The organism is Microcystis sp. M49636_WE2 (assembly GCF_030065375.1).
GTDB classification, from domain to species: Bacteria; Cyanobacteriota; Cyanobacteriia; order Cyanobacteriales; family Microcystaceae; genus Microcystis; species Microcystis aeruginosa_C.
Window position 1 is genome coordinate 1 of the sequence record NZ_JASJFG010000282.1, and the last position, 1,325, is coordinate 1,325.

General features: G+C 39.9%; 2 protein-coding genes and 1 pseudogene. All 3 read right to left on the reverse strand.

Going from position 1 to position 1,325, the window contains the following annotated elements; translation table 11 throughout:
- Positions 1-159 precede the first annotated feature (159 nt).
- Positions 160-480: a cupin domain-containing protein gene (locus PX484_RS06775; RefSeq protein ID WP_287671492.1), complete on the reverse strand. Its 321-nt coding sequence runs from the start codon at positions 478-480 to the stop codon at positions 160-162.
- Positions 480-1,052: a shikimate kinase gene (locus PX484_RS06780; protein ID WP_002803272.1), complete on the reverse strand. Its 573-nt coding sequence runs from the start codon at positions 1,050-1,052 to the stop codon at positions 480-482. Before PX484_RS06780 ends, PX484_RS06775 begins: the two co-directional genes overlap by 1 nt.
- Positions 1,053-1,171: 119 nt before the next feature.
- Positions 1,172-1,325, reverse strand: a pseudogene (locus PX484_RS25700) (RNA-guided endonuclease TnpB family protein); the annotation flags it as partial.

Below are 1,325 nucleotides of genomic sequence, written 5' to 3' on the forward strand. Positions count from 1 at the left end.
TGAGGTAGTCAGTTACCTAATTTTCAGGGAAAAAGTACCTGAATTTTACCCCCGATCACTCCAATGGCTGGCACTTTTTGAGGGGAAAAAAGTCCAAAAGTCTTATCCAACAAGGTTTTTAGATTTATTCAGCAGACCCTAGTTAGAAACTATATTTTACTAGCGATAATGGATAGCTAACCAAATACAAGGGGGATTATTGCTAGTAAATTCGACGCGATGTTTTTGGTGAGGAGGAATCAGCAGATAATCCCCCGCTTGCAGATTAAATTGGCTGCCATCTTCATAACTAATCTCAGCGAATCCCTGTAATAAAATCACCCATTCAAACTCAGATTGATCGTACCATTGACCCCGGGGAGTGGTTTGACCGGTGGAAATAATTCTTTCTAGACGAATAGCTTGACTTTGAGCTAAAATTTCCAGAATTTCTCGGTCGGGAATTAGTTCAGGTAAATCAAAAATTGAAGCTGCTATCATTAGTTATTATCCCTTTCTGGATGAAAATCTTTAATTACCGTCGGTATTGCTGTTAAAATTTTCTCAACGATATGAGCAGGTGTATCTAGGTCAGAAACAACAATCCTAATATCTGCTTCTGCATAAAGTCCTCGTCTTTGTTCTAATAATAATTCCAGTTTACTTTCTAAATCAGTGGACTGAAGCAAGGGACGAGAGGTATCTTGTTTTAAACGTTTAACCAAGACTTCTAGAGGAACATCTAACCAAATCATTAAACCGTGACGAAGATAACTCCAATTCATCGGTTTTAAAACCATCCCTCCCCCGGTGGCAATCACAGTTTTAGTCAGAGAGGATAATTCGGCTAAAACTTGGGTTTCTAACTCCCGAAAAGTCGCTTCTCCCTCGTCGACAAAAATTTCCCTGATTTTCTTTCCCGCGACCCTTTCTATTAATATATCTGTATCAAAAAAACGATATTGTAAACGTCGGGAAAGCAACTCTCCCAGGGTGGATTTGCCAGATCCCATCATTCCTAGCAAAAAAACACTTAATCCCCGTAAGGAGTTAAAATCCGTTGAATTGTCCATAGTTAAAATTTAGCCGAATGTAGTCCTCGCTACTCAGGGACGATGTTTTGATAAGCATGTGGGATTGACACTCCCGTCGCTAAAAGCGAGGGATTCTTGGTTCACTGACTCAAGTTGTCTTAGCAGGTATTTCTACCAACCAAAATAGAGCTTAAATCTCCCCAAGCGTTTAGGTCTGACGACCAGCTTCCGATATGCCCTATCGTAGCTTTTTTGAGTATATTTAATGCCGCCATCTTGTCCCTATCTTCTATATACCCACACAAACAAACA

Coding starts and splice junctions, on each gene's coding strand:
- PX484_RS06775 (WP_287671492.1), bottom strand. CDS start 480: ATGATAGCAGCTTCAATTTTTGATTTACCTGAACTAATTCCCGACCGA.
- PX484_RS06780 (WP_002803272.1), bottom strand. CDS start 1,052: ATGGACAATTCAACGGATTTTAACTCCTTACGGGGATTAAGTGTTTTT.